Annotated in this window: 19 protein-coding genes and 1 tRNA gene; 12 read left to right on the forward strand and 8 right to left on the reverse strand. The window is 63.3% G+C overall.

The genetic code is table 11. The features are described 5' to 3' along the window. The first annotated feature begins 5 nt into the window (after positions 1-5). From ABDB84_RS09160 to ABDB84_RS09190, 7 genes are all read left to right on the forward strand, one after another. The gene (locus tag ABDB84_RS09160; RefSeq protein WP_345919415.1) at positions 6-704 is read left to right on the forward strand and encodes a MotA/TolQ/ExbB proton channel family protein; all 699 of its coding nucleotides are present in this window, start codon (positions 6-8) and stop codon (positions 702-704) included. Next, positions 705-1,112, forward strand: a complete 408-nt coding sequence (locus tag ABDB84_RS09165) for an ExbD/TolR family protein (RefSeq protein ID WP_345919416.1) — start codon at positions 705-707, stop codon at positions 1,110-1,112. It abuts the gene before it with no gap. A gap of 137 nt (positions 1,113-1,249) precedes the next feature. Beyond that, on the forward strand, positions 1,250-2,035 hold the full coding sequence (locus tag ABDB84_RS09170) for a DUF6250 domain-containing protein (RefSeq protein ID WP_345919417.1): 786 nt from the start codon (positions 1,250-1,252) through the stop codon (positions 2,033-2,035). A gap of 71 nt (positions 2,036-2,106) precedes the next feature. After that, on the forward strand, positions 2,107-4,557 hold the full coding sequence (locus ABDB84_RS09175; RefSeq protein WP_345919418.1) for a TonB-dependent receptor: 2,451 nt from the start codon (positions 2,107-2,109) through the stop codon (positions 4,555-4,557). A 110-nt stretch (positions 4,558-4,667) separates the two neighbouring features. Next, positions 4,668-7,379: an exo-rhamnogalacturonan lyase family protein gene (locus ABDB84_RS09180; protein ID WP_345919419.1), complete on the forward strand. Its 2,712-nt coding sequence runs from the start codon at positions 4,668-4,670 to the stop codon at positions 7,377-7,379. Positions 7,380-7,420: 41 nt separating this feature from the next. Beyond that, complete coding sequence (locus tag ABDB84_RS09185; RefSeq protein WP_345919420.1) at positions 7,421-8,338, forward strand: histone deacetylase family protein; 918 nt, start codon at positions 7,421-7,423, stop codon at positions 8,336-8,338. Positions 8,339-8,485: 147 nt separating this feature from the next. After that, complete coding sequence (locus ABDB84_RS09190) at positions 8,486-9,166, forward strand: class I SAM-dependent methyltransferase (RefSeq protein WP_345919421.1); 681 nt, start codon at positions 8,486-8,488, stop codon at positions 9,164-9,166. Between the two features lie 54 nt (positions 9,167-9,220). On the opposite strand, the gene ABDB84_RS09195 is transcribed toward ABDB84_RS09190, so the two are convergent. Next, positions 9,221-9,628, reverse strand: coding sequence for a c-type cytochrome (locus ABDB84_RS09195; RefSeq protein ID WP_345919422.1), 408 nt, complete (start codon positions 9,626-9,628; stop codon positions 9,221-9,223). Between the two features lie 115 nt (positions 9,629-9,743). On the opposite strand from ABDB84_RS09195, the gene ABDB84_RS09200 reads away from it, so the two are divergent. Then, positions 9,744-9,819: transfer RNA gene (locus ABDB84_RS09200), tRNA-Arg, on the forward strand. A gap of 118 nt (positions 9,820-9,937) precedes the next feature. Here the strand turns inward: ABDB84_RS09200 and ABDB84_RS09205 are convergent. Next, the gene (locus ABDB84_RS09205; protein ID WP_345919423.1) at positions 9,938-10,372 is read right to left on the reverse strand and encodes a DoxX family protein; all 435 of its coding nucleotides are present in this window, start codon (positions 10,370-10,372) and stop codon (positions 9,938-9,940) included. Between the two features lie 177 nt (positions 10,373-10,549). Here ABDB84_RS09205 and ABDB84_RS09210 point away from each other — a divergent pair, with 177 nt between their 5' ends. Next, positions 10,550-11,446, forward strand: coding sequence for a LysR family transcriptional regulator (locus tag ABDB84_RS09210; protein ID WP_345919424.1), 897 nt, complete (start codon positions 10,550-10,552; stop codon positions 11,444-11,446). A 75-nt stretch (positions 11,447-11,521) separates the two neighbouring features. Here ABDB84_RS09210 and ABDB84_RS09215 read toward each other — a convergent pair whose 3' ends face one another. The 6 genes from ABDB84_RS09215 to ABDB84_RS09240 form a co-directional block, all read right to left on the reverse strand. Further along, positions 11,522-11,914 carry a group II truncated hemoglobin gene (locus ABDB84_RS09215; RefSeq protein ID WP_345919425.1) on the reverse strand — a complete coding sequence of 131 codons (393 nt, stop codon included), beginning with the start codon at positions 11,912-11,914 and terminating at the stop codon, positions 11,522-11,524. Between the two features lie 66 nt (positions 11,915-11,980). Then, positions 11,981-12,181, reverse strand: coding sequence for a type II toxin-antitoxin system VapB family antitoxin (locus ABDB84_RS09220; RefSeq protein ID WP_345919426.1), 201 nt, complete (start codon positions 12,179-12,181; stop codon positions 11,981-11,983). A gap of 10 nt (positions 12,182-12,191) precedes the next feature. Further along, positions 12,192-12,863 carry an SHOCT domain-containing protein gene (locus ABDB84_RS09225; protein WP_345919427.1) on the reverse strand — a complete coding sequence of 224 codons (672 nt, stop codon included), beginning with the start codon at positions 12,861-12,863 and terminating at the stop codon, positions 12,192-12,194. A 19-nt stretch (positions 12,864-12,882) separates the two neighbouring features. After that, positions 12,883-14,592 (reverse strand): NAD+ synthase, encoded by a 1,710-nt coding sequence (locus ABDB84_RS09230; protein ID WP_345919428.1) that lies wholly within the window; start codon positions 14,590-14,592, stop codon positions 12,883-12,885. Between the two features lie 15 nt (positions 14,593-14,607). Further along, on the reverse strand, positions 14,608-15,822 hold the full coding sequence (gene pncB / locus ABDB84_RS09235; RefSeq protein ID WP_345919429.1) for a nicotinate phosphoribosyltransferase: 1,215 nt from the start codon (positions 15,820-15,822) through the stop codon (positions 14,608-14,610). An 8-nt stretch (positions 15,823-15,830) separates the two neighbouring features. After that, positions 15,831-16,691 (reverse strand): cysteine hydrolase family protein, encoded by an 861-nt coding sequence (locus ABDB84_RS09240; RefSeq protein WP_345919430.1) that lies wholly within the window; start codon positions 16,689-16,691, stop codon positions 15,831-15,833. Between the two features lie 238 nt (positions 16,692-16,929). Between ABDB84_RS09240 and ABDB84_RS09245 the strand changes: the two genes are divergently transcribed. The 3 genes from ABDB84_RS09245 to ABDB84_RS09255 all read left to right on the forward strand — a co-directional run bounded on the left by ABDB84_RS09245 (position 16,930) and on the right by ABDB84_RS09255 (position 21,294). Further along, on the forward strand, positions 16,930-17,421 hold the full coding sequence (locus ABDB84_RS09245; protein WP_345919431.1) for a sigma-70 family RNA polymerase sigma factor: 492 nt from the start codon (positions 16,930-16,932) through the stop codon (positions 17,419-17,421). Continuing rightward, positions 17,403-18,353 carry a FecR domain-containing protein gene (locus ABDB84_RS09250; RefSeq protein ID WP_345919432.1) on the forward strand — a complete coding sequence of 317 codons (951 nt, stop codon included), beginning with the start codon at positions 17,403-17,405 and terminating at the stop codon, positions 18,351-18,353. The genes ABDB84_RS09245 and ABDB84_RS09250 overlap by 19 nt, the downstream gene beginning before the upstream one ends. A 94-nt stretch (positions 18,354-18,447) precedes the next feature. Continuing rightward, complete coding sequence (locus ABDB84_RS09255; protein WP_345919433.1) at positions 18,448-21,294, forward strand: hypothetical protein; 2,847 nt, start codon at positions 18,448-18,450, stop codon at positions 21,292-21,294. The last annotated feature ends 33 nt before the right edge of the window (positions 21,295-21,327 follow it).

The following is a 21,327-nucleotide window of genomic DNA, read 5'->3' on the forward strand; positions in this document are numbered from 1 at the left end:
TTGCTATGAACACAGGATCTGCATCAATCATTGTCGAGGGAACCCTATGGGCCCTTGCCGCGTTCTCGGTCCTTACCTGGGCAATCATCCTCATCAAGGCCGTGCAGAACTTCCGCGCCAAAGCTGAGAACAGTACTTATCGCCGCGCGTTTCAGAACACGCCGACGCTGTCCTTCGTGGCCAATCATGACAACGCTGACAGCGCTTTGTCGCGCATCGCGCGTACCGGCTTTGCAGACCTGAAGAGCGCCAGCGAGCACCTGCAGCGTGCGGATCAGAGCTGGGATCGCCAGGATCTGGTCGAGCGTGGCCTGCGTCAGCAGATCCAGCGCGAACGCAAGGCACTCGAAGGCGGTCTGGCCTTCCTCGCCACGATCGGCAGCACGGCACCTTTCGTGGGTCTGTTCGGTACGGTGTGGGGCATCATGCGTGCGCTGACCGGCATTGCCAGCCAGGGCAGCGCCAGCATCGAAGTGGTGGCAGGCCCGATCGGTGAGGCTTTGATCGCGACCGGCGTTGGCATCGCCGTGGCGATTCCGGCGGTGATGGCGTACAACTATTTCCAGCGTCGCCTGAAGACGGTGATCGCCGATTTCGAGGACTTTGCGGCTGACTTCCTCAAGCTCGCGCAGCTGAATCATTTTCTCGCTGCCCCCAGCCATCTGACCGCCGTGCATGGCGCGGAAAAGAAAGTGGTGGCGTAAATGGCAGCTTTCAGTGCGCAGGACGATGACATCGTCAGTGACATCAACGTCACGCCCCTGGTGGACGTCATGCTGGTGCTGCTGGTGACCTTCATCGTCACCATTCCGGCGCTGACACGCAGCGTCAATGTGAATCTGCCGAAAACCGCGGCATCGACGCCCAGCGAGCAGAAGACGCGAACGACGGTCAGCATCGACGCGGCAGGCAATCTGTTCATCGACAAGGACCCGGTGGCCAGCGCCGAGCAGGTCGCTGATTTGCTGGCCAGACAGAAGGCCACCTCGCCGGATCTGGTGGTGCAGGTCAAGGCCGATGAAAAGACAGCCTACGCGCCGATTGCCAAGGTCATCGGCGCGCTGGAACATGCCGGTGTCAATCATCTGTCATTGCTGACGGCGCCTGAGTGAGGCCGCTGCCCGCCTTCTGATTCACCTTCCCCTAGCGCTTCCTTTCACGCTTGCCCCGGCAAGCCGTGAGGGCGCGCTGTTGCCCGCAATCAGCGCATCAGGCCGCACATCTGTTCGCCTGAGTATGGAGAGATTCAATGCAAAAACGCATCCCTTCGCGTGTTCGCTCTTTGTCTGCCGTGGTGTTGAGCATGGCCATGGCGGTGTGCTCGCAGGCCGGCCAGGCGGCCGAGTCCTCGCCGGCGCAAGTGCTGGCCAGCGATGACTTCCGCCACGGCCTAGCGCAGTGGAAGGTCGAACAGCAGGACGCGGCCAGTGTCGTCAAAGCCGAGGACGGCGCGCTCGATGTGCTGGCCACCGCTGGGGTGACGATCTGGTATCGCCAGCCCTTGGGCGGCAATTACGAGTTGCGTTTCCGCGCCACGCCCCTGCTCGCGTCCTTTCCCAACTACAAGGATCGTATTTCCGATCTCAATCTGTTCTGGAATGCACGTGCGCCGGGCAAGGCCGACGGCAATCCGCTGAGCCTCAATGCCGATGGCTCGCTCAATGCCTACAACCCCTTGCAGCTCTACTACGTGGGTTTCGGCGCCAACGGTAACAAAACCACCCGCCTGCGCCGCTACGACGGCACGCCGGCGCGCCCGCAACTGCTGGGCTATGCCGATGCACCCGAGACGACGCCTGCTGATGGACTCGGTGCGCTGCCCGAGTTTGCGCGCCTGAAGGCCGATACGCCGGTGGACATCCGTGTCGTGTCGCGCGCTGCCACGGCGGACGATCCGGTCACGCTGCGCTTCTTCGCTAATGACAAATTGGTATTCGCCTACGCCGATCCTGCGCCGTACGCGGATGGCTGGTTCGCTTTCAGAACCACCACCAGCCATTTCCGCATCTCGGATTTCAAGGTTACACGTCAATGAATCAGTACGGCCCGGCTGCTCTTTACAGGTCTGCCGGGCTTGCAATCCAAGCCCCTTAAAGGAGTACATAAATGAAAAAACACGTTCCGGGTCACCCACTCAAGCGACTACCCGCACTCTTGCTGATCACCGGTCTGCTGGTGCTACCGGCGCTCGGCCAGGCCGCTGAAGCGGCACGCCAGAGCTATCAGCTGCCGACCGGACCGCTGGCCAATGTGCTGCAGTCGATCAGCGCACAAAGTGGTGTCGCCATCAACTACGACCCCAAGCTGATTGGTGCTTTGAAGGCGCCGGAACTCAAGGGCTCCTTGACCGTGGCTGAAGCGCTGCAGCGCGCGCTGCAAGGCAGCGGCCTGGAGGCCGTGCCTGCCGGCAATGGCTTTGCGATCCGCAGCAGTGCCGCGGCCGACACCCAGCAGCTAGCCGCCGTGACCGTGCAGGGGGTACGCAGACAGGCCGAAACGCCGCAGCGCCCGGTGACGAGCATCACGCGCAAGAGCGGTACGGAACTCGAAGAACAGCATGTTGAAGATCTGCAGGATCTGCAATACATCGTGCCCGGTCTCTTCATCCAGAGCACCGATTCGGAAGACACCCAGCTCACCATCCGTGGTCTGGGTGATGGTGGCGGCCAGACCAGTGGCGAATCCAACATCGGCATGCCGAGCAGCGTGGCGGTGTTCGTCGATGGCATCTACTACCCGCGCCCGGGTGTGATCCGTGCACTGACTGACATCGACTATGTCGACGTCTACAAAGGCCCGAGCGGCACCGTGTTTGGCGCCAATGCCACCGGCGGCGCAATCGACATCCACACCAAGGGGCCGTCCTTCACGCCGGAAACCAAGGGCAGCGTGTCCTACGCATCGCGCAACACCACCAAGGAATCGGCCAGCATCACCGGCCCGCTCAACGACACGGTGGCTTACCGTTTCAACATCCAACATTCGCGCAGCGATGGGGCGGTGAAGAATCTGGCTGACCAGAACTGGATCGGCGGCAATGAGCGCATCGGTCTGCGCAATCAGCTGCTGATCAAGCCGAACAACAAGTTCGACCTCAAGCTCAATGCCTACTACAGCTATGAGGAAGCGACCACGGCGCGCGTTTACCAGTCCGTCGCTGCAGGCAATTCAGTCATCACCAATGCCAAGAAATATGGCTACACCTTTGCTGCGGGCGGCCGTGAGACGGTGCTCGACGATGTCATCAGCACCCGCTCGGAACAAGGCGGCGCATCGGCCGAAGCGACCTACCGCTTTGACAACGGTTACAAGTTCCGCTCGCTGAGCTCGTTCAGCCAGTATCACTACTCGCAGCACCTCGCTGACGAACTGGCGATCTACAACTACACGGGTGGTTACAACGTGGCCGACAACGAGGTCGCACAGGACTTCCGCCTGGAGTCCTCGCGCGGCAAGTGGTTCGACTTCCTGGCTGGCGTCTCGTATACGCGTCAGAAGCAGAACACCGAAGCGCACACGATCTACGGCCCGAATGCGATCTCCGGCAGCAATGCGAATCTGCACATCATCCGCTTTGGCACGCTGCACGAGGAAGCTTCGTCGATCTACGGTCGCGGCACCCTGCACATCACCGACAAGGCCGACTTCCAGCTTGGCGTGCGTGAAACCTATAACGAGCGTCTGGGCAAGTTCCAGCGTCTGAACAAGGCCAGCATCAACACCGAAGTGCGCGAATACAAGGTGCTGCCGTCGGCAACCAGCTCGCTGACCTACAGCTTCACGCCGGACTGGAAGGCCTATGTGTCCTACGGCTACGGGCAGAAGGCGGGCGGCATCAATGTTTCGTCTGGCGCGGCCAAGGCGGCCGGCTACAACACCCTGCTGCTGCAACCGGAGACCACGCGCAGCACCGAGATCGGCTTCCATGGCGCCATCATTCCGCAACGTCTGCTGCTGTCGGCTGCGGTGTTCCGTACCAATGTGGTCAACTTCCAGACCCAGGCCTACGACGTCGATACGCAAACCAGCTACTTGATGAATGCCGGCAACTATCGCAGCCAGGGCATCGAAGCGGGGCTGAACTTCAAGCCTATCGACAGGCTGAGCATCGGGCTGACCGGCATCATCAACGATGCGCGCTACACCAGCTACCCTACCGCGCTGTGCCCGGATGAAGTCAAAACCACGACGGGCTATTGCGACCTGACCGGGCACCGCGTGTTCAATGCGCCCAAGCGCGTGTTCACGCTCAGCTCACGTTACAGCTGGAAGCAAGATGGCTTTGACCCCTATGTCAGCGGCAACTACAGCTATCGGAGCTGGACTTACAACACCGTCAGCGACTCGGAAGCAGACCGTCTGACCGGTTACGGCCTGGCAAGCTTCTCGACCGGGGTGAAGTTCAAAACCCAGCAAGGCCAATGGGACGCGTCGCTGTGGGTGACCAACGCCTTCAACAAGCTCTACTACACGCGTCTGATCGGCAGTGGCGGCGTCACCGGTTATGTGGGTGATCCGCGTACCGTCGGCATCACGCTGAAGTTCAGCGACCTCTGATAAAGCTGGAAAAAGTCTGAAGTCGTTTTGCGCTGCCGGGTAATGCCCGGCAGCGTCACATGAGCAAGCGCTCTGAATGTCTTTGCAACACGCTTTACGGAACACAGATCATGGAAATTTCACGGCGCAGCTTTCTCAAGATAGGCTCCCTCCTGGCTTCAAGCGCTGCGATTCTGGAAGCCCCTGACACCATTGCCGCCAGCGCAGAAGCTTCGCCAGCTTTGAAGGCCAGCGAGCTGGCCTGGCTCGAAGCGCATTCCGCCGAAGCCTTTCGCGGCAGCAGCTGGGGCCTGCCCTGGGCGCCGGGCAGCTTGCGTGTGCCGCAGCTGGCGCAACTGGCGCTCAGCGATGCGCGCTACCCGCTGCAGTCCTGGCCCCTGGCCTATTGGCCCGACGGCTCGCTCAAATGGACCGCGCACGCGCTGGCCCCGGCGGCTGACGGCGCACCGCCGCCCGCCAGCCTGAGCCTTGCGGCGGGCCAGCGCGCGGCGCCGGCCAGCAGCTTCGTCAGCGAATCGGCCGACACGCTGCGTATCGACACCGGCAAGCTGCGCGTGAGCCTGTCGCGGCGTGGCAAGGCATTGTTCGACCTGATCGAGGGGCCGGGCCAGTCGCAAGCGAAGAGCGCGCATCTGGTCGCCCTCGTCGATGTGGGCGGCGAGGCCGAGAACGAGAGCCGCGTGCGCGAAGTCTATGAGTCGGCGATCAGCGAGCTGTGCGTCGAAAACGCGGGACCCGCGCGCGTCGTCGTCAAGGCACGCGGCAGCCACCGCCGTGCGGACGGCCGCGAAGTGCTGCCCTTTACCGTGCGTCTGTATTTCTATCGCAACTCCGATGCGGTGCGCATCGTGCACAGCTTCGTCTTCGATCTGGATGAGCAGCGCGAATCGATTCGCGGCCTCGGCCTGCGTTTCGGCGTGCCACTGGCGGGCCCGGCGCATGAGCGCTATGTGCGCTTCGTCGGTGACAACGGCGGTGTGTTTGCCGAGGCCGTGCGCGGCCTCACCGGCTTGCGCCGCGATCCGGGCGCGGCGGCCACGACGGCCCAGCTGCGTGGCGAGCGCCTGCCCGAGCTCAAGGCGGTGGTCAGCAAGAACCTCAACTACATCCCGGCCTTTGGCGATTACTCCCTGCAGCAAACGCATCCGGATGGTTTCAGCATTGCCAAGCGCACCGCGGCCCATGCCGGCTGGCTGCACGCCGCCAGCGGCAGTCGCGCGGCGGGCACCGGCTACCTGGGCACGCCTGCTGGCGGCGTGGCTTTTGGTCTGCGCAATTTCTGGCAAAGCTATCCGGCTCAGCTCGACATCCAGGGCGCCGCCAGCGAGCAGGCCGCCATTACCCTGTGGCTGTGGTCGCCCGCTGCGCCGGGCATGGATTTGCGCTTCTACCACGACGGCCTCGGGCAGGATGACTATGCCAAGCAGTTGCAGGGCCTGGATATCACCTACGAGGACTACGAGCCCGGCTTCGGCCGGCCCTACGGTGTGGCACGCAGCAGCGAACTGGAACTGCAGCTGACCGCCGCCACGCCGGCCGCTGAAGAGCTGCTCGCCATCAGCCGGCGCATCCAGACGCCGCCGCAGCTCACCACCAGCGCCGAGCGCCTCAAGCAAGGCCAGGCCTTTGACGAATTGTGGGCACCGGCCAGCCACACGCCGGCGAGCAGCGAGCTGGAGCGCCAGCTGGCCTGGTGCTTCGACTTCTACCGTGACCAGATCGCCCAGCGCAAATGGTATGGCTTCTGGGATTACGGCGATGTCATGCATACCTACGACACGCATCGCCATGTCTGGCGTTACGACGTCGGCGGTTTCGCCTGGGACAATTCCGAGCTGAGCACCGAGACCTGGCTGTGGCATTACTACCTGTTCAGCGGGCGCAGCGATGTGTTCCGCCTGGCCGAGGCGATGACCCGCCACGTCAGCGAGGTCGACGTGCATCACGCCGGCCCGTTCAGCCCGCTGGGTTCGCGCCACAATGTGCAGCACTGGGGCGACAGCGCCAAGCAGCTGCGCATCTCCACTGCGCTCAACACGCGCTTCTTCTACTACCTCACGGCCGATGAACTCGCCGGCGATTTGCTGCATGAGCAAGCCGATGCGGTCAATCGCCTGCAGCAGATCATCGCTGGCCGCAAGGTCGGCCAGAAGGCGCCCGAGGGGCCGGATGTCGCGCATCAGGCAGCGGTTTCTTTCGGCACCGACTGGGGCGCTGTCTCAGCCGCCTGGTTCACCGAATGGGAGCGTACCGGCAACACGCAGTATCGCGACAAGCTGCTGGCCAGCATGGCGACGATTGCCGCGCAGCCCAAGGGCTTTTTCACCGGCGGCGGCATCATGGATCTGCGCACCGGCGCCTTCCTGATCACGCAGGACAATAGCATTGCCGTCTCGCACCTGAGCGCCGCCTTCGGCTTGCCAGAAATCTGCAGCGAGCTGATCCGCGCCATTCCCGATGCGGCCTTCCGCAAGGCCTGGCTGGATTACTGCGTGCTCTACAACGCCAGCGCCGAGGAACAGACGCGTGCCCTGGGCAAGCCGCTCGGGCCACTCAATCTGGGCCAGGGGCATGCCAAGCTGCTCGGCTACGCCGGCCGCGAACTGGCTCAGCCGGCGCTGCGCCAGCAGGCCTGGAAGCAGTTCTTCAAAGGTCAGGCCGGCATTCTCGGGCGCAGCTTCGTGCGCCAGCGCATCGATGTGCCGCAGGTGCTCAATGCGGTGGACGAGGCGCCGGATGTGTCGACCAATGCCGTCGCGCAGTGGGGCTTGGCGGCGATCAGCTTGCTGGCCACTGCGGCGGCGGAGTTGCCAGGCAGCTGAGCGAGTGACTGGAGCGGCGTGGCCTGTGGCATCCTTCCGCGATGCAGCTTTTCTACGCCGACCATTTCGTCCTGCCCCTGCCGCCGGGCCATCGTTTTCCGATGGACAAGTACCGCTTGCTGCGCGAGCGCCTGATGGCCAGCGGCGAGTTTGCAGCGAGTGATTTCTGCGAACCGCCGGCGGCCAGCGATGCGCAGCTCGCGCGTGCCCACGACGCCGATTACATCGCCCGCGTGGTGGCCGGCGAACTGAGCGCGGCCGAGCAGCGGCGCATCGGTTTTCCCTGGTCGGCAGCAATGGTCGAGCGCTCGCGGCGCTCCAGCGGGGCGACCATTGCGGCGGCGCGCGCAGCCCTGGCTGGCGCGGGCTGTGCGGTCAATCTGGCGGGCGGCACGCATCACGCGTATCGCAATTTCGGCAGCGGCTTTTGCGTCTTCAATGATTCGGCGGTGGCGGCCCGCGCCATGCAGGCCGAAGCCGGCGTCGGCCAGGTGGCGGTGATCGATTGCGATGTGCACCAGGGCGACGGCACGGCGGCGATCCTGGCCGAGGACGCCAGCGTATTCACCTTCAGCATGCATGGCGCGAAGAACTTCCCGGCGATCAAGCAGCGCAGCGACCTCGATATCGAACTGGCCGACGGCACGGGCGACGCCGAGTATCTGGCGGCGCTGCAGCGCGGGCTCGATGAAGTTTTCCGCCGCGTGCGGCCCGAGCTGGTGCTCTACCTGGCCGGCGCCGATCCCTTCGTGGGCGACCGCCTGGGCCGCCTGGCGCTGAGCAAGGAAGGGCTGCTGCAGCGCGACCTCATCGTCATGCAGCGTTGCCGCGCCGAGGGCGTGCCGATGTCGATTGCGATGGCCGGCGGCTACGCCGATGTGATCGAGGACATCGTCGATATCCACTACGCCACGGTCAGCGCCGCCGCGCGCCTGTTCGCCGCGCCGGCCACGGCCTAGCGCCCCGACATTGGCCGCGCTGCTGCGCGGCGTGTTACCGTGTCGGCCCTGCTCCGCTGATGATCCTGCGCGCTTGCCCGTCGACGCCTGCCGACGTTGCCGGTACGACGAAAGTCTCCGCCGCTCCGTGCTTGTCGAGGATCCGTCATGGCCGCTTATCAATTGCGTTTCCAGCATGTGTTTGTCGCCGGTGGCGAAACGCTGGAAATCCGCTCCCTGCTCGATTGCCAGCAATACCACGACCCGCTCGGCGAAGCCGCGCTGGCCGGCATTTCGCCGGCCACCTGGCCGCTATTCGGTCAGGTCTGGCCCTCGGCACAGAAGCTGGCGGACCTGATGCAGCACTGGCAGATTGGTAGCCGGCGCGTGCTGGAGATCGGCTGCGGGCTGGGTCTGGCCAGCCTGGTCTTGCAACGGCGGCTCGGCGACATCACGGCCAGCGACTGCCACCCGCTGACCGAATCCTTCCTGTGCGCCAATGCGCGGCTCAACCAGCTGCCACAGCTCAAGTACGGCATCGGCAACTGGGGGCGCGACAATCCGGCGCTGGGCGAATTCGACCTGATCATCGGCAGCGACGTGCTCTACGAGCGCGATCACCCGGCGCAGCTGGCCGGCTTCATCGCCCTGCACGCGGCGCCGGCGGCCGAGGTGCTGATCATCGACCCGAAGCGCGGCAATCGCAGCGCCTTTCACCGCGAGATGGCGGCGCTGGGGTTCAGCGTCGAGGAGCGCATCATCGACGCGCCGCTGCATGACGGCAGCGCCTACAGCGGGCGCATGCTGCACTACCAGCGCAAGGGCCTGCCGCAGCGCGCCAGCGCCTGAACAAGCAAACGGCAGCCCGCAGGCTGCCGTTTTTCAATGCCGATGGCGGCGCGCTTACTTGGCCAGGCTGATCAGGTGATCGACCGCAGCCTTCACCTCGTCGTCGCTCAGCGCGGGGTTGCCACCCTTGGCCGGCATGGCGTTCTTGCCGCCCAGCGCGCTCGTATAGAGCGCCTCCTTGCCTTGTGCAATGCGCGGGCCCCAGGCGGCCTTGTCGCCAGCCTTCGGTGCGCCGGCGGCGCCGGTGGCGTGGCAGGCCGAGCAGACCGTCTCGTACACCTTCTTGCCATCGACCGGGCCATCCGCTGCGGCGACCGGGGCAGCAACCGAGATTTGCGCCACCGGGGCGATCAGCTTGGCGGTCTCTTCAGCGGGCACCGGCTCCTTCTTGCTGCAGGCGAGCAAGGTGGCGAGCATGAGGGTCAGTGCAGCGGACAAGACAAGGCGTGCAGAGCGTTTCATGAGCTTCTTTCAGGGCGAGAGCGGAGTGGAAGCCGCGATTATAGCGACAGGCCTTAGCCTTGCCAGCCGATGTACGTGGACGTTGTCATGGGCAGGCGCTATCATCGGCGCCTCTGCGCTCGTAGCTCAATGGATAGAGTACTGCCCTCCGAAGGCAGGGGTTGCTGGTTCGATCCCAGCCGAGCGCGCCAGAACACCCCCGAAGCGATCCCCAGTGGATCGCTTTTGCGTTTCTGCGCAGGGCTCATCTACGTGCCCTGCCTTCGGCTTTCATCACTTTTCAGTGCAAACGCGTGTGCGCCAGTGCGCTCAGCGGCGCTTCGGGAACAACAGCGAGACGCGCCCGAATTCGGCGTATTCCTCTTGCCAGGCGTTGATCGCCAGCATGAGCGAGAGGCCTACCCAGAGCAGCAGGTATTCGATGCCGCCGAGATTCCACAGCCAGCCAAAGCCCTTGGTCGCGAGCGTGGCGTAGGTCGCCACGAGCAGCACGCCTGCCGAGGCCAGGCCGATCCATTTGGTCAGGATGTTGAAAGTGAGGCCAATGGCGCAAACCGTTTCCATGATCAGACCGAGGATCAGGAAGAACATCGGCGGCTGGAAGCCGGCCTTGGCGAAAAAGGCGGCGGAGGCGCTCATGCCGTTGAGCTTGAAGAGGATGTGGGGCACGTACAACAGGCCGCAGGCGATGCGGATGTAGGCGAGGGGGTTCAACTTGAGGTGAGCAATGCTGGTGGTTGTCATGATTTTCTTTCTTGGGTATTGGTGAAAATGATTCTGTGGCAAAACGAAAGTCGATTTTTGATCTAGCTCTAATCATTCGCATTCGGTTGATAAAGCGCACAAACAAGGCCAGACCATTTCTCCATACTTAACAATAAGCGCGTGGCATTTTCGCCGCGTGACAGGAGAAAAGGCGTCATGGATACATTGATGAGCATGCGGGTGTTCCACACCGTGGTGGAAATGCAGAGCTTTACGGCGGCGGCCAGCCAGCTGGCGATGTCAACGGCGATGACCTCCAAGCACGTGCAGCATCTCGAAGAGCATCTGGGCGCCCGTTTGCTCAATCGCACGACGCGCAAGCTGTCGCTGACGGACTCCGGTCAGGCCTATTTCGAACGTTGCAGTCAGATCCTCAGCGACATCAAGGAGTCGGAAGCCGAGGTACTGAGCCTGACGGCGACACCACAGGGTCTATTGCGCGTCACGATGCCGGTGTCTTTTGCGGTGCGCCATGTCGAGCCGATGCTCAGCCATTACATGCGTACCTGGCCGGATGTGCAGCTCGATCTGTTCCTCAGCGACCGGCTCACCGACCTGATTGAAAGCAACATCGATGTCGCGCTGCGCATTGGCCACGCTGTCGACGCCAATCTGATCGCACGCCAGCTGGCGAGCAACCGGATGATCGTCTGCGCTGCGCCGGATTACCTCCGCCAGCACGGTGTGCCGCAGACGCCCGCAGCGCTCGTCGACCACAATTGCCTGCTGTACAGCTATGCCGCAGCAGCTAACGAATGGCGCATGCAGGGTCGCGATGGCGAGCACCTGGTGAAGGTCAGCGGCAACGTAAAAATCAACAATGGTGACTTGCTCAACCAGCTGGCGATTGCCGGACAAGGCATCATTTGCCAGCCGGAATTCCTGGTCCGCGCCGAGCTGGATGCCGGCTTGCTGGTCGAGATCCTGCAGGATTACGCGCTGCCACGCATCGGCATCTATGCCGTCTATGCCAGCCGCAAACACCTCTCAGCCAAGATCCGCAGCTTTGTCGATTGCATGGCGGATTACCTCGCAGAGAAAGACACGCCCTAGCCCGTGGCACATGCCTGGCGCGGTTCAAGCAGCCCTGCTTCGTCGCTGTGAGCGCTGGGTGGCGCAGCGCGTGCGTCAGCGATTGCGCATGTGGTCAGCGAGGCCGACCACCGCTTCCCAGAACTTGTCGCGCACCTCGCCGGCGGGCAGGGTTTCGCTGACCGCCTGCTGCATGCAGTGCAGCCACTGGTCGCGCTCCGACTCGCCAATCGCGAACGGCATGTGGCGCGCGCGCATGCGCGGGTGGCCGTTCTTCTCGACATAGGTTTCCGGCCCGCCGAGCCAGTAGGAGAGGTATTCAAACAGCTTCTGGCGGCTGCCATCGAGCGATTGCGGATGCAGGGCGCGAATGCCGGCAGCCGCCTCGTCCAGATCCATGAGGTCGTAGAAGCGATCAACGAGCGTGCGGATACCTTCAGCGCCCCCGAAAACTTGGTAGGCGGTGGCGGTGGCTTGGGGGTCGGACATGGTGGGATTCCTGAGTTGGCGCTGGCGGCTTCTGGATTTTAACGGAAGCTACCGCAACGATCAGGATCATTCAGGGGCGCTGCCAGGACGGTGCGCGATGAATTCCATATCCGCCGTGCCTCCGAGGGCGGCCAGACGTTTGCCCGCTTGCACACGTACGAAAGTCTCAAGCGCCTGGCGGATAAGGTCGGTGTCACTTGTTTCTGGAGCAACAAATGAATGGGCTTTGGCGTAGAGCTCATCATCAAGTGAGATGCTAATCCGCATGATTCAGGTCTCAGCTGCTGGAAATGCCTTTATAGAAGCTGGGATAAACTTTTGTGCGGAAAAAGTCATCTAGGACTTCTTTGTGTCTGGAGTCTATTTCCGTCATCGCAGAATCAGATGTAACTCGCGCAGCGATGTGGCTGTTTTTATCGATTTCCCACAAAACAGTTGTCTCGTAACTGTTACCGACAAAACCACCTTTCCAAGCAATAACAAACTCCACCTGAACTTGGTCATTGAGTTTTGTTACGGTAAAGCGCTCGAATTGAGGCTCAGTGCCAGTTGGGTGGGCAATGCTCTGAACCGATCGAGCAAGCAGCTGTTGATTTTGTGGGATTAAATTACGCAAAACAGTATCTGCACGATCAGGCCAAGGAATAATTTGGGCTCCTAGCCCGGTATGGGACGCAATTTGATTGATTGTGTCCTTTCCTCGCTGATCTGAAAATTGATAGAGAATCCAGACCCCTGCAGAGACTACAAAAGCTGACATTAGGAGTTGTTGCCAGAGAGGTCGCTCAGCTTTTATTACTCCTTGAGTCGCGGCTTGGCTTGGCGCTTCCTGATTTTCAGCTGCTCCTATAAGGGAAGACACTATTACTCTTTGTTGCTCCGCATATACCTCATCGGTAATCAGCCCTTTTTCATGAAGGTCTTTTAGCTCTTGCAACTTATTTTGCATAGTGTCCTCCGCGTGGGCTTCAAAACACGTAATGCGCCGCAATCGGCATCTGCCGTCCGCTGCCGAAGGCGCGGCCGCGCAGGCGCAGGATGGGGGCGGCCTGGCGGCGTTTGTATTCGTTGCGGGCGATCATGCGGCGAATGCGCGAGAGCAGGGCGCGGCCGGCATCGTCTGCAGTCAACGTGGCGAATTCTGCTTCGACGGCGATGCGTTCGGCTTCGCCCAGGCGCTCGCCTTCGATGAGGTGCTTGAGCAGCACGTCGAGCACCGGGTAGGGCGGCAGGCTGTCGACGTCGCGCTGGCCAGGGGCGAGTTCGGCGGAGGGCTCCTTGTCGATGATCGCCTGCGGCACCAGCTCGCGGCCGGCGCTGGTGTTGAGGTGGCGGCAGAGGTCGAAGATCTCGGTCTTGTAGAGGTCGCCGATCAGGCTCAGGCCACCATTGGTGTCGCCATACAGGGTGCAGTAGCCGACCGACAGCTCGCTCTTGTTGCCGGTGGTGAGCAGCATGTGGCCGTGCGCGTTCGAGTATTCCATCAGGATGGTGCCGCGCACGCGCGCTTGCAGGTTCTCCAGCGCGAGGCCTTGCAGCGGGCTGCCGCAATGCGTGGCGAAGTCCTGCGTGTACTGCGTGACCAGGGCGCGGATCGGGTGCTCCAGCAGTTCGATGCCCAGATTGCGACACAGCGCGACCGAGTCATCAACGCTGCCGGCGCTCGACACGCTGGATGGCATGGTGATGCCGACGACATTTTCTGTGCCCAGCGCTTCGGCGGCCAGCGCCAGGGTCAGCGCGCTGTCGATGCCGCCGGAGGAGCCGACGACGACTTTGCGGAAGCCGCAGCGGCGCGTGTAGTCGCGCAGGCCGAGGACGATCTGGCGGCGGTAGAACTCCATCACCGGCAAACCTTCATGCGGCACCGCCGGCAGGGCGCTGCCATCGGCGGCCTGGAAGCCTGCGCCGTCAAACTGCAAGGTGGCGATGTCTTCGGCAAAGCGCTGTGCTTCGAATACCACGCCAGCCTCGGGCGTGACGGCGAACGAGGCGCCGTCAAAGACCAGCTGGTCGTGGCCGCCGATCTGATTGACGAACACCAGCGGCAGCTTGTGGCGGCGGCTGGCGGCGGCGAACAGGCTGTGGCGCTGCTCGCGCTTGCCGATGTTGGACGGGCTGGCGTTGATGGTGACGACCAGATCCGGCGCGGCGGCGGCGAGGCTGGCGAAGGGATTGACGGCGTAGTCGTCGCCCTCGTCGTTCCAGCCGTCTTCACAGATCATGAAACCGATCTTGCGGGCGCCGATCTGCAACAGCGGCACAGCGTCGTGGCCGGGTTCGAAGTGGCGATGCTCGTCGAAAATGTTGTAGGTCGGCAGAAGCTGTTTGGCATAACTGAGCAACACCTGACCGTCGCGCACGACGAGCAGGCTGTTATGCAGACGCTTGCCGGGGCCATCGCGACGCGTCGGCGCGCCGACCACCCAGTGCAGCTGCGGTGTGGCGCGCGTGGTGGCGATGAGTGCCTGCAGGCCGGCTTCAACACGGGCGAGGAAGTCCGGTTCGTCGAGCAGATCGCCGGGGTAGTAGGCGGTCAGGCTCAGTTCGGGAAAGATGACGATGCTGGCACCTGCGGCGGCGGCCTGCTGGGCGGCGGCGAGCATGCGCGCGATGTTGCCGTCGATGTCGCCAATGGTCGGATTGATCTGGCCGAGTGTGATGCGGAAGGTATTCATGCGTGAGCTGTCGGTTCAAGCCGGGTGGTGGAAGACCTGGCGCAGGTAAGCGAGAAAGGTTTCATCTTCGCACAGGGTCTTGCCCTGTGCGTCGGACAGTTTGGCAACCGGTTGGCCGTTGCAGGAGACGATCTTCATGACGATGTTGAGCGCCTTGTGCGGCGTGTCGTTGGTCAGATCGGTGCCGATGCCGAAACTGGTCTGGATGCGGCCGAAGAAATGGCGATGCAGCTCCAGCGCGCGCGGGATGTTGAGCCCGTCGGAGAACACCAGGCGCTTGCTGGCCGGGTCGATGCGCAGCTTGCGATAGTGCGAAATCGCCTTCTCGCCCCAGCTCACCGCATCGCCGGAATCGTGGCGCAGGCCGTCGAAGAGCTTGGCGAAGTAGAGGTCGAAGTCGTTGAGAAAGGCATCCATGCCGATCACGTCGGTCAGCGCAGTGCCCAGGTCGCCACGGAATTCCTGCACCCAGCCTTCCAGCGCGGCCTTCTGGAAGTCGCGCAGGCGCGAGCCGAAGGACTGGTAGGCCTGCAGGTATTCGTGGGCCATGGTGCCGATTGGCGTGAGGCCGAACTTGCGCGCCAGGTGCACGTTGGAGGTGCCGCGAAAGTGCTCCGGCACGGCGCTGGCCAGGCTGCGCACGACTTCCTCGTGCCAGCTGCCCGAGTAGCGGCGGCGCAGGCCGAAATCGAAAAAAATGAAGGGGAAATCGGCCGAGCGCGTGAATTCGCTGCGCTGCTCGCGCAGCAGGGCGATCTTGGCCTGCAGGCGTTGGCGCGCCACGTCGAGCACGTCCGCGCCGCCCAGGCGGCGGAAGTACAGCTCGTTGACGATGTAGAGCACGAAGATCTCGAAGCCCATCACATGCACCAGCGGACCGCGCGCATTGATCTGCAGGGTGTCGCCTTCGCTGCTGACTTCAACAAAGCGGCGCTGGAAGCGGAACACGGTGAGGAAGTCGACGAAGTCGCTCTTCATGAAGCGCAGGCCGCGCAGGTAATCGAGTTCTTCCTGGGTGAAGCTCAGCTGGCAGAGCTGATCCAGCTCGGCTTCGACTTCCTCTTTCAGCTCGGCCAGTGGAAAAGCCGGCTGGTTGCGGCAGACGAAGCTGTATTCGGCCTGCGCGCCGGGGTGGCTGTGCAGCAGCGACTGCCACATCGTGAATTTGTAGAGATCGTTCTCCAGCAGGCTGCGAACAATGGGGCGGGTTGCGGGCGCGTCTTGGTTCATCGTGTGCTTTACGTGTTGGCGTGCAGTTCGGCCAGCACATCGCTCGCTTGCGCAATTTGCACGCCGCGCGCACGCATGGCGGCGAGAAAGTCCTGGTAGTGCGTCTCGAAGCCCGCCACCGGGCTGATGCCATCGCTGATCAGCACCAGCTTGGCCGGATCGGCCGGCGCAAAGTGTTCGACGATATGTTCGGTGGTGGCCTTGACGCAGTGGCTGCCCGCTTCGCCGGCGATGAAGACGCGATCAGCCGCGCGCAGCTGGGCCATCAACACGGTGTTGAGCTGGGTTTCGTCATCGCTCGGGTCGGGCACCTCGGCCTTGATCGCACTGAAGTGCTCGGTCCAGGGATTACTCCCTTTGCTCACGTTGTTGACCACGGAGAGCTGGGTTGCCTCCCAGTGCTGGCAGGCGGCAAGCAGGTCCGCATGCACGCCCTGCCCCCAGCTGCCGATCTCGCAGTGCTGCGGCCACACCATGTGGGTGTAGCGGCCGCTCGCTTCGAGCGCATCGAGGTAGGTGATGACGCGCGGCAGCGCCTCGGCCTGGCGCGGGCGGTAGCGGCCGGTCAGCACATCGCGCGCGCTGATCTGTGTGAAGGGCGCCACCGGCGAGCCGTCGCCCTGCTGCCAGAACACCGGATGGGCGATATCGAGATGGTGGTGCGCGTCCTGGGTAAGGGTGATCGCGCTGAGTCCTGCGCCGCCCTCGCGGATCAGCGCGGCCAGGCGCTGCATGTCGGCATGCGCGCCAGGCACCGGCAGCGCCGGCTGCAGGACTTGGCCGGCAATCTGCGGACAGTAGTCGGCGGGTAAATCGCAGAAATCGTTCTGCGGATCGATGATCAAGAGATGAAACCTGTTCCGTGCCATGACGTTCTCCAGACAGCTCAAGCAGGCCGTAGCGCTGCTGACGCCTGAGAATGTACCGCGATCAGCGTGCTGTGGGCGATTGGGCGCTGACCTCCGGGTGCGCTCTGGCGCACTGCCAGAGCGGCCTCATCGGGCGGCGAGATGCGCTGTGCGGGATCGCGGCGCCCTGCCGCTGAAGTCTTTGCTTGTCTTTTCATTGGCATCAAATGATAATGATTCTCAAGTACGGGGCCGCTGAATGCTTGATCTGACACATGAAAGTTTTTACCGGGAGCACCATTCCTGGCTGACCAGCTGGTTGCGCGGTCGGCTCGGGCAGTGCTCCGACCGTGCGGCGGACTTCGCCCAGGACACTTTCATGCGCATCCTGCAGGCGGGCAGCCAGCCGCCCGAATTGCTGCAGCCACGCTCCTACCTGGCGACCATTGCGCGCGGCCTGCTGGTCGATCATTTCCGCCGCCAGGACCAGGAGCGCGCCTACCTCGCCGAGCTGGCCCTGCTGCCCGAGGCCTTGCAACCCTCGCCGGAAGAGCGGGCGATCCTGCTGGAAACCATCTTCACCATCGACCGCATGCTCGAAGGCCTGGGGCCCAAGGTGCGCCAGGCTTTCCTGCTGGCGCAACTCGAGGGCCGCGATTACGCCAGCATCGCGGCCGAGCTGGGCGTGTCGGTCAGCAGCGTCAAGAAATACATGCAGAAAGCGATTTTGCAGTGCCTGATGTGCCTGTGAACGAGGCGCGGCCCGAGCAGAGCCACCTCGCGGCGGCGGCCGAATGGCTGGTGCGCCTGGGCGAGCAGGACGCGGCCGTGCAGGCAGCATGGCGCGTCTGGTACGAGGCCGCGCCCGAGCATCGCGCTGCCTGGCAGAAAGTCGAGAAGTTGCAGAGCTTGCTTGCGGCGGCCCCGGCACAGACGCGCTCGACCTTGCTCAAGAGCGGGCACAACACACGGCGCCGCCTGATGGCCGTGTGCGGCCTGGTCTTTGCGGCCGGCGCCCTGTGCATGGCCTTCCCGGCCGGGCCGGCAGCGGTGCCGATCGAGTGGATCAGCACCGCCGCTGGCGAGCGCCGCAGCCTGCAATTGCCGGATGGCGGCACCCTTTTGCTGGGCGTGAACAGCCGTGTCGGCATCGCTTACGGTCCGCATGCGCGCGAGATCCACATCGCGGCCGGCGCGATCCGCCTGGACAGCGGCCACGATGCGCAAGGCCGCCCGCTGCGCCTGCTGGCCCGCGACGGCAGCATTCGCCCGCTTGGCACGCGCTTCACCCTCGAACAGGACGAGCGCTTCAGCGTGCTGTCGGTGCAGGAGCATGCCGTCGAGGTGTCCGGCCCCCAGGCGCCGGCCGCGATTCGCGTCGAGGCCGGCCAGCGCCTGGTGTTTTCGCGCGCCGAGATGGGCCGGCCCGAGGCCGCGCAATGGTCGGATGACGCCTGGACGCGCGGCGTGCTGGTGGCCCTCAATATGCCGCTGGCGCGCTTTGTCAGCCAATTGTCGGCACAGTCGGGGCAGCGCATCGACAGCGATCCGCGCCTGGCCGATCTGCGCGTCTCCGGCGCGTATCGTGTCGACGCGCTGGATTCCTCGCTGGCGACGCTGGCCGAGCTGCTGGCGCTGCGCATCGACAAGCAGCCCGGCGTGTGGCATCTGAAGCCGCGCTGAGCGGCGAAGTCAAAAATATTTTTGGCAGCATTGTCCTTTTGTCGTTCTGCTTCGGCCTACCAGTGTGAATAGTTCTCATTAGCGGGTTGAAGACATGCTGCACACCTCCAGAAAGGCCCCTGGCGCAGGCTTGCCGCCGCGCTGCCGCCCACTGCTTGCCGCCTTGCTCAGTGCAGGGCTGATCCTGCCTGTACAGGCTGCCGAACCGGCCGCTCGCGAGAGCGCGCCTGCGGCGAGCGCCCAGCGCAGCTACTCGATTGCCGCCGGGCCGCTGGCCGAGGTGCTCAATCGCTTTGCCGCCGAAGCCGGCATCGTCCTGGTCTTCGACGCCGCCCAGCTCAAGGGGCTCAGCTCGCGTGGCCTGGTCGGTCGCTACGACCTTGCCGGGGGCTTCCGCAGCTTGCTGGCGGGCACGCCCTTCGAGGCCCAGCCGAGTGCCAGCGGCGGCTTTGTGCTGCGCGCGCGCCCAGCCACTGCGGCGCAGACGGACAGCAGTCCGCCCAAGCAAGCGGAGCCGCAACTGCCTTCGGTCGTCGTCTATGCCAAGCCGCTGCCCTCGGTCGACAGCATGGATCGCGAGATGATCCGCAATCTGCCGGCGATCAATGGCGACATCACCAGCCAGCTCAAGCTCAACCCGAATATCCAGTACAGCGAGGGCCAGCTCTCGTCCTTCACCGGTGGCGAGATCGCGCCGGCGGAAATCAGCATCCACGGCGCCAAGCCGTATCAGAACGAAATGCTGATCGATGGGGTGTCGATTGCCAACGACCTTGACCCGGGCAACAAGATCACGCCGACCAGTCCGGAATTCGTGCCCGGCGCTGCACAAGCCCTGGCCATCGACAACAGCATCCTCTGCGATGTCGAGGTGCGCGACTCGAATGTGTCGGCCGAATACGGCCGCTTCACCGGCGGCGTGGTGGATGCCAAGATCTGCGCGGCACGCAAGCGCCTGGGCGGCAGCGTGTCGGTCGGTTACACCTCGTCGGACTGGACCACCCTGTTTGTCGATGATGCCAAGAAGGCTGAATTCGAGAATTCCTCTTCCGCCGATTACCAGCCTGAATTCAAGAAGTGGACCTACAAGGCCAGCGTCGAAACACGGCCGCGTGAAGACTGGGGCCTGCTGCTGAGCGTGGTGCGCAAGCAGTCGGATATTCCGCTCAACCGCTTTACCACCACCAATAGCGGCAGCACCGAGAGCCACAAGGTGACCCAGCAGCGCATCCAGGACACCCTGGTGCTGAAAACCGATTTCGCGCCAGCCGGCAGCAAGCACAAGGGGGACGTGTCGGTCGTCTATGCGCCGGCCTCGAGCAGCTATTTCATCGAGGATTATCGCGACAGCGATTACACCATCAAGTCCGGTGGCCTCAATTTGAGCAGCCGCCTAGAGTCCAAGTATGCGCTGGCCACGCTCAGCCAGCAGCTCTCGTATTCGCAGACTGAACAGTCGCGCCGCAGCGATGCCGACACTTACCGTAACTGGCGCTGGTCGAGCGACAAGAACTGGGGCGATGCGACATCCGGTACCAATCCAACCAGTGGTGAAGGCGCCTGGGGCGATGTCGATCAGCGCGTACAGACCATCAACTACAAATTCAAATCGGCCTTCAAGGCCATCGAAACGGCTGGCATCAAGCACCGCTTCACCAGCGGCATCGAACTGAGCAAGCAACACGCCGAGTACGAGCGCCTGAAAGACCAGACCTACTACTACACGGTGGCCAACTTGCCGACCACCGGGGCGATTGCGCGCTGCCAGCGCAGCGATGGCAGCTATGACACTGCCGCCTGCTCGGCCACGCCGACGCTGCGCCAGGGCGTGGGCCAGTACTTCCGCAACCAGATGATCTACCACGCCGGCAGCTTTGACGTGGATGCCCAATCCTGGGCGGCCTATCTCGAAGACGAGAGCAGCTGGCGCAATTTCATCCTGCGCGGCGGCCTGCGTCTGGACCGCGATTCGCTGACCGGCGACACCAATCTGGCGCCGCGTTCCCGCTTCAACTGGCAGCTGAGCGAACCGCTGAACCTGGAACTGGGCGCCAACCGCTATTACGGGCGCAATCTCTTCGCGTATGCGATGCAGGAGAAGGTCAACACGCTCAAGACCACGCAGACCCGCAACGGCACGCTCACCTGGGGGTCGGTCACCAGCTACAAGCCGCTCAACCGTCTGGAAGACATCAAGACGCCTTTTGACGACGAGCTCTCGGCCGGGCTCAGCTACGATCCGAACTGGCTGGCCGGCACCATGAACCTGCGCTTCACGCGGCGTGACGGGCGCGATCAGATCGTCAAGCGGATCAAGACCGGGCAGGCCGATTGCAACTCCAACCAGTGCTACATCTACACCAATGACGGCGGCAGCCTGACCAAGGATGTCACCCTCAGCTGGTCCAGCGCCCGCGCATTCAAGACCGGCCCGGCCGCTACCCGCGTGTGGTTTGCGTTCAACAAGAGCGACGTCAAGTCCAACTACTCGACCTACGCCGACACCTACAGCACCAGCCAGGCCAATGACGCGATCATCAAGTATGACGGTGAGTTCATCCGCTACTCGGAGATGCCGGCGGACAACTACAACCGCCCGTGGACCCTGCGCATCGGCACCCTGAGCAGCCTGCCGGCGCACCAGCTGACGATCAGCAACATCCTGCGCATTCGCGATGGCTACCAGCAGATGCTCAGCAACGGCACCACCGACTACCAGGGCACCACGGTCGATGTCTATGAGAAGACCGCGCTGCCGCGCTCGATTGCGCTCGACACGGTGTTCCACTGGAGCCCGCGGGTCTATCGCGACCAGCAGCTGGATATCAAGCTGAGCATCGAAAACATCACCAATCGCAAGAACAAGATCTCGGTCAGCGACACCTATGCCACCTACGAGCGTGGCCGCAGTTTCGCGCTGGAAATCGGCTACGTGTTCTGAACCCCAGGATTTCATTTTTGTGAGCAGTCCGCC

This window comes from Uliginosibacterium sediminicola (assembly GCF_039631295.1).
GTDB lineage: Bacteria > Pseudomonadota > Gammaproteobacteria > Burkholderiales > Rhodocyclaceae > Viridibacterium > Viridibacterium sediminicola.